We start from the raw sequence: 5,646 nt of genomic DNA, 5'->3' as shown, positions 1-5,646 counted from the left end.
AGGATGGCTGCACCCGCGCCATCGTGATCCGCGCCGAGGGCCGGGGGTTTTGTGCCGGTGTCGACATCAAGGAGCTTGCTGCCGACGACACCTTGATCGTCTCGGTCAATGCCGGCAACTACGCCACTTTCAAGGCGGTACACCGCAACAAGGTGCCGGTCATCGCCGCCGTACACGGCTTTGTGCTGGGCGGCGGCATCGGCATCTGCGGTGCGGCCGATATCGTGATTGCGGCCGACAACGCCAGCTTCGGCCTGCCTGAAGTCGATCGCGGCGCGATGGGCGGCGCGGCGCACCTGCAGCGCATGTTTGGCGTGCAAAAGACGCGTTACCTGTTTTTTACCGGCGAGATGGTAGGCGCGCCCGAAGCACTGCGCCTGGGGGCCATCGAGCGCGTGGTGGCGGCGGCCGAGTTGCAGGGCACCGCGCTGGAGATAGCGGCGCGCATTGCCGCCAAGAGCCCGGCGATGATACGCATCGCCAAGGAGGCCTTGAACGGGGTCGAGGATGGCGATCTGGAAGCCAAGTACCGCTGGGAGCAGGGCTTTACCCTGCAGGCGTATATGAGCCCGGATTCGGCCAAGACCCGGGATGCCTTTGTCGAAAAGCGCACGGCGCACTTCTAAGCGGAGCCTGTTCATGGACCTGCACTACACAGCAGCACAAAACGCTTTTCGCGCCGAAGTCCGCGCCTGGATGCTCGCGCATGTGCCGCGCGAGGCGCTGCCCGATTACGATACCTACGAGGGTTTTCAGGCGCACCGCGCCTGGGAGAAGACACTCAATAGCGCAGGCTACGCCGGCATTACCTGGCCTGAGGCGCTTGGCGGGCGCGGCGCCAGCTTGCTTGAATGGCTGATTTTCGAGGAAGAATACTGGGCCGCCGATGCGCCCTTGCGCCTGAACCAGAACGGCGTATTCCTGTTGGGCCCCACGCTGATGGAGTACGGCACCGAGGCGCAAAAAGCCCGCTTCTTGCCGCGCATGGCTGCCTGCGACGATATGTGGGCGCAGGCGTGGAGCGAGCCGGGTGCCGGTTCGGATATGGCGGCGATTCGTACCACGGCCGTGCGCGACGGCGACCATTACGTGATCAACGGCCAGAAAACCTGGTCGACACGCGCACGCTGGGCTGACTGGGTGTTCGGCCTGTTTCGTACCGAAGCCGGTTCGCAACGCCACCATGGCCTGTCCTATCTGCTTGTGCCGCTGGATACCCCCGGCGTGACGATACGCCCGATCCGCCAGCTCAACGGCCTGGCCGGATTTGCCGAAATCTTCTTCGATAATGTGCGCGTGCCGGTCGATTGCTGTCTGGGCGAGGAAGGCGAGGGCTGGAATGTGGCGATGGCTACCGCCGGCTTCGAGCGCGGACTGCTGCTGCGCTCGCCTGCGCGCTACCAGCAAACTGCGCGCCGCCTGCGTGCTTTGTATCTGGCCAACCGCGAGGCAGCCGACCGTGATCCGGCTATCCGTGCGGCGGTCATCCGTGCGATATCGGCCAGCGAAGCCTACGCGCTGTCGACCTACCGCACCGTTTCCATGCTGGCAAAGGGCAGCAAGATCGGGCCGGAGTCGAGCACCAACAAGATTTTCTGGTCCGAGCTGGACTTGTTGCTGCACGATACTGCCTTGCGCATTCTGGGCTGCCGTGCCGAGCTGGCTACGCCCGAGTCCCGGCGCTGGATGGAGGGTTTCATGTTCGCGCAGGCCGGCCCCATCTATGCCGGCAGTAACGAGATCCAGCGCAATATCGTCGCCGAACGCATGCTTGGCATGCCGCGCCAGTAAAGGGGAAACCAATGGACTTTACCTATACCGACGACCAGCGCGCATTTCGCGACGCCATGCGCGCACTCATGATGGTCGAAGCCAGTCCCGAGCGCGTGCGCGAAGGCTGGGAGCTGGATGCCGGCATCAGCCCGCAACTGGAAGCGCTGATCGCCGCGCAGGGCCTGAGTGCCTTATCGGTGCCCGATGCTTTTGGCGGGCTAGGCCTTGCCGATACCGATTGGGCGCTGCTAAGCCAGGAGTTCGGCTACTACGCAGTGCCGGATGCTGCGCTCAATACCGCTTATCCGGCCGCCTGCCTGATAGCTTCGCTATCCGATGCGCCGTCTTTCCAGCGGGCTAACTTGTCGCGCCTTGCCGCCGGCGAGCTGAAAATCGCGATCAGCCATCCGCTTAATCCGCTGGTGGCCGACGCCGATCGCGCCGATCTGTTGCTGGTGTGGGCCGGTCAGGAAGTGCATGCCGTGCCGCGTAGCGAAGTGGATGTCAGTGCGCTGGCCAGTGTGGATCCGGCGCGGCGCTTGTATCGGGTCAGTCTGGAAACGGGTGCCGGTACGCGCTTGGCCGATGCCGTCCAAGGCGAAGTACTGTGGCGCGAACTTACCAACCGCGCCAACCTTGCCATTTGCGGCCAGTTGCTGGGGCTGACCCAGCGCATCCTTGATATTTCCATCGACTACAGCGCGCAGCGCAAGCAGTTCGGCAAGGCCATCGGCAGTTTTCAGGCGGTCAAACACCATATGGCCGATGTGGCGGTGCAAAGCGAATTCGCCAAGCCGGTATTCAACCGGGCGGCGTGGGCACAGCAGCATGGCCACCCGCTGCGCGACGTGTATGTGTCGCAGGCGCGTCTGGCCTGCAGCGAGGCGGCGGCACTGGCGGCACGCAACGGCATACAGGTGCACGGTGCGATGGGTTACACCTGGGAGTGCGACCTGCAGATTTTCATGAAGCGGATCTGGGCGCTGGCCGGTGCGTGGGGAGACGCAGGCTTTCACCAGTCCCGCGTCGGCGACTGGCTGTTCGCGCCCGAAACCGAGATCGGCCCGGGCAAGACCTTTATCTGAAACCGGCTGTCACGAAATCACCATAAGGAAAATCCATGGCACAAGCTTATATCGTCGATGCCTTGCGCAGCCCCACAGGCAAACGCAAGGGCTCGCTTGCCGAGGTGCATGCCGCTGATCTGGGCGCGCATGTGATCCGTGCCATCGTCGGGCGCAATGCCATTCCGGCCGAAGACTACGATGATGTGGTGTTCGGCTGCGTCGACACCATCGGATCGCAGGCCGGCGATATTGCCCGTACCGCGTGGCTCGCTGCCGGCATGCCGCTGGCGGTGCCCGGCACCACTATTGATCGCCAGTGCGGCTCCAGCCAGCAGGCGGTGCATTTCGCCGCCCAGGCGGTGATGTCCGGCACCATGGATGTGGTGCTGGCCGGGGGCGTGCAAACCATGACCCGCATCCCGATCTCGGCGGCGATGCTGGCAGGTCAAGCCTACGGCTACAGCACGCCGTTTGCCGAAAGCCGGGGCTGGCAGGCGCGTTTTGGCGATGCGCCGGTCAACCAGTTTTACGCCGCGCAGCGCATTGCCGATCATTGGGGGCTATCGCGTGCGGCGATGGAAGCCTTTGCGCTGGAAAGCCACGCCAAGGCGCGCCACGCCACAGAGCAGGGCCATTTCGCGCGCGAGATTGTCGCGCTGAACGGCCTTGATTTTGACGAGACGGTGCGAGAGACCAGCCTCGCCAAAATGGCCGAGCTGGAACCGGTCGATGCCGCTTATCCGGGCATCACCGCAGCGGTATCCAGCCAGACGGCCGACGCGTCAGCTGCCGTGCTGGTGGTGTCCGAAGCCGCGATCAAGCGCTACGGCCTCACGCCGCGTGCGCGCATCCACCATCTGTCGGTGCGCGGCGACGACCCGATCTGGCACTTGCGCGCGCCGATTCCGGCGACCGAATACGCGCTCAAGCGCTGCGGCATGAAGCTGTCCGATATCGATCTGGTTGAAATCAACGAGGCCTTCGCCTCGGTGGTGATGGCGTGGCAAATCGAAACCGGCTTCGATCCTTCACGCATCAATGTCAACGGCGGTGCCATCGCGCTGGGCCACCCGCTGGGCGCTTCCGGCGCGCGGCTGATGACCACCTTATTGCACGAACTTGAACGCAGCGGCGGGCGCTTCGGCCTGCAGACCATGTGCGAAGGCGGCGGTCAGGCCAATGTCACCATTATCGAGCGTTTGTGAACCATGGGGCGTAGGGCGCTGGGGATGGTTTTTTACTCCCCACTCCCCACTCCCTCATCCCGATTTCAGGAGTCCAGTATGAAGCACTGTAACAACCGTACCGTGATCATCACCGGCGCCGGTGGCGGTCTGGGCCGCGCCTACGCCGAGGCCTTGGCCGCAGCCGGCGCCAATGTGGTGGTCAACGATATCCGGCTGGAGGCAGCAGAAGCTGTCGTTGCCGACATTCAGGCCAAGGGCGGCAAGGCGCTGGCCAACGCCGGCGACATCTGCTCGCTGGCTGGCGCACGCGCCATCGTCGACGCCGCACTGGCTGCATTCGGCGAAGTGCACGCCGTGGTCAACAATGCCGGCATTCTGCGCGACCGCATGTTCGTGTCGCTGTCGGAGGAAGACTGGGATGCGGTGATGGCGGTGCATCTGAAGGGGCATTTTTGCCTCGCGCGGGTGCTGGCCGAGCGCTGGCGCAATCTCAGCAAAGACGGCATCCAGATCGAGGCGCGCATTATCAACACCACCTCGGGCGCCGGTTTGCAGGGTTCGATCGGCCAGTCCAATTACGCCGCGGCCAAGGGCGGGGTGGCGACGCTGACGCTGGTGCAGGCGGCCGAACTTGCACGTTACGGCATCACCGCCAATGCGCTGGCGCCGGCAGCACGCACCCATATGACCGAACAGGGGATGCCGGATCTGGTGAAAAAACCGGACAGCGGCTTCGATCATTACGACCCGGCCAATGTCGCCCCCCTGGTGGTGTGGCTGGCCAGCAAGGCAAGTGGCGGGGTGAGCGGGCAGGTGTTCGAGATCGAGGGCGACCGCGTGTCGGTGTGCGATGGCTGGCGCTCGGGGCCGGAGGCGCGCAACGGTGGTGCCGCCTTTAGTGCCGAAGGTATGGGCGAGGCGATACGCACGCTACTGCAAGTGGCGGTGCCGCCCAAAAAAGTGTGGGGTAGCTAAAGAGCGCTGCTTTTCGCCACTAAAGCCTGCCGGTTTGGCAGGTTTTTTATTGCCTCATCGTGCGGGATGCCACAAAAAAGGCCCCGTGATTAACGGGGCCAAGCACCACATCGAGGTACACACATTCAGGGCATATAAAGCACGATCAGTTCGTTGATGAGTGCCGGGCGTTCCTGGCCGACGACATGGATGCACATCTCCAGCGTCAACTGGGTGCCGGCCTTGACTTCATCCACCGCCTTGACGCGAGCGCGGCCGTGGATCTGGCTGCCGGCGGGCACCGGCGCGGGGAAACGCAGCTTGTTGCTGCCGTAGTTGGCCATATTGCCGAAGCCGGAGAGTTCCCAATCCAGGGGCATGGTGAGGCGTGACAGCAGGACCTGGATCAGCATGCCGTGGGCGATGGTGCCGCCAAACGGGCTGTGCTTTTTTGCGCGCTCAGGGTCGGTATGTATCCAGTAATCGTCGCCGGACAGGGCGGCAAACGCATCAATGATGTCCTGAGTCACTATGTAGCGGTTGCTCCACGGCGAGAATTCCTCGCTGATCAGTGCTTTAAGCGAGTCGAAATCCTTGAAATGGATCTGGCGCTTGGCCTGTGGCGATGGGCGGGTAGCGGCGGCATCCTCCTCCTTGCGGGCGAT

The 5,646-nt window shown here is 63.7% G+C and carries 6 protein-coding genes; 5 read left to right on the top strand and 1 reads right to left on the bottom strand.

What is annotated here, in order from left to right; genetic code table 11:
* The 5 genes from ACRC1E_RS07580 to ACRC1E_RS07560 all read left to right on the top strand — a co-directional run.
* The coding region (locus tag ACRC1E_RS07580) for an enoyl-CoA hydratase family protein (RefSeq protein ID WP_438514498.1) at positions 1 to 626 on the top strand (626 nt) is incomplete at its 5' end.
* A 13-nt stretch (positions 627 to 639) separates the two neighbouring features.
* Positions 640 to 1,791, top strand: coding sequence for an acyl-CoA dehydrogenase family protein (locus tag ACRC1E_RS07575; RefSeq protein ID WP_438514497.1), 1,152 nt, complete (start codon positions 640 to 642; stop codon positions 1,789 to 1,791).
* A gap of 11 nt (positions 1,792 to 1,802) precedes the next feature.
* Complete coding sequence (locus ACRC1E_RS07570; protein ID WP_438514496.1) at positions 1,803 to 2,858, top strand: acyl-CoA dehydrogenase family protein; 1,056 nt, start codon at positions 1,803 to 1,805, stop codon at positions 2,856 to 2,858.
* Between the two features lie 35 nt (positions 2,859 to 2,893).
* Complete coding sequence (locus ACRC1E_RS07565; RefSeq protein WP_438514495.1) at positions 2,894 to 4,045, top strand: acetyl-CoA C-acetyltransferase; 1,152 nt, start codon at positions 2,894 to 2,896, stop codon at positions 4,043 to 4,045.
* A gap of 78 nt (positions 4,046 to 4,123) precedes the next feature.
* Positions 4,124 to 5,002, top strand: coding sequence for an SDR family oxidoreductase (locus ACRC1E_RS07560; RefSeq protein WP_438514494.1), 879 nt, complete (start codon positions 4,124 to 4,126; stop codon positions 5,000 to 5,002).
* Positions 5,003 to 5,127: 125 nt separating this feature from the next.
* On the opposite strand, the gene ACRC1E_RS07555 is transcribed toward ACRC1E_RS07560, so the two are convergent.
* The coding region (locus tag ACRC1E_RS07555; protein ID WP_438514493.1) for a MaoC family dehydratase at positions 5,128 to 5,646 on the bottom strand (519 nt) is incomplete at its 5' end.

The sequence above is a fragment of the Craterilacuibacter sp. genome (assembly GCF_051659485.1).
Classification (GTDB): domain Bacteria; phylum Pseudomonadota; class Gammaproteobacteria; order Burkholderiales; family Chromobacteriaceae; genus Craterilacuibacter.
The sequence above is the reverse complement of the archived record's forward strand: the minus strand, read 5'-3'. Positions and strand labels throughout refer to the sequence as shown.

Bases quoted from the DNA above. Each gene is read 5' to 3' on its own strand.
- ACRC1E_RS07575 (WP_438514497.1), top strand. From the start codon at position 640: ATGGACCTGCACTACACAGCAGCACAAAACGCTTTTCGCGCCGAAGTC.
- ACRC1E_RS07560 (WP_438514494.1), top strand. From the start codon at position 4,124: ATGAAGCACTGTAACAACCGTACCGTGATCATCACCGGCGCCGGTGGC.
- ACRC1E_RS07565 (WP_438514495.1), top strand. From the start codon at position 2,894: ATGGCACAAGCTTATATCGTCGATGCCTTGCGCAGCCCCACAGGCAAA.
- ACRC1E_RS07570 (WP_438514496.1), top strand. From the start codon at position 1,803: ATGGACTTTACCTATACCGACGACCAGCGCGCATTTCGCGACGCCATG.